The organism is Corynebacterium sp. AOP12-C2-36, assembly GCF_052379185.1.
Classification (GTDB): domain Bacteria; phylum Actinomycetota; class Actinomycetes; order Mycobacteriales; family Mycobacteriaceae; genus Corynebacterium.
Window position 1 is genome coordinate 1 of the sequence record NZ_JBQSYJ010000089.1, and the last position, 304, is coordinate 304.

Consider the following 304-nt stretch of genomic DNA (forward strand, 5'->3'; position numbering starts at 1 on the left):
GTCCAGGACCACGGAGTCCTCGATGGCCTTACGCAGCTTGCTCAGGGCGGACGGGTTGGTCAGCGTGGAGGTGCTCAGCACCTTGTTGGCCAGGCTCGCCATGTAGACCTGCTGGCGGGTGATGCGGTCCAGGTCGCCGCGCGGCAGGTCGTGGCGCTGGCGCACGAAGCTCAAGGCGTTCTGGCCACTGAGCGTCTGCTCGCCGGCGGGGAACTTCGCCCCGGACATCGGCTCGTCCACCGCGTTGTTGAGGCAGACGTCCACCCCGCCCACGGCGTCGGTGAGGCTCACGAAGCCCATCAGG

The 304-nt window shown here is 68.4% G+C and carries 1 protein-coding gene; it reads right to left on the minus strand.

The features are described from left to right. A partial coding sequence (locus tag ACT3UN_RS16595; RefSeq protein ID WP_444657679.1) for an LCP family protein occupies positions 1 to 304 on the minus strand: 304 nt, incomplete at both ends.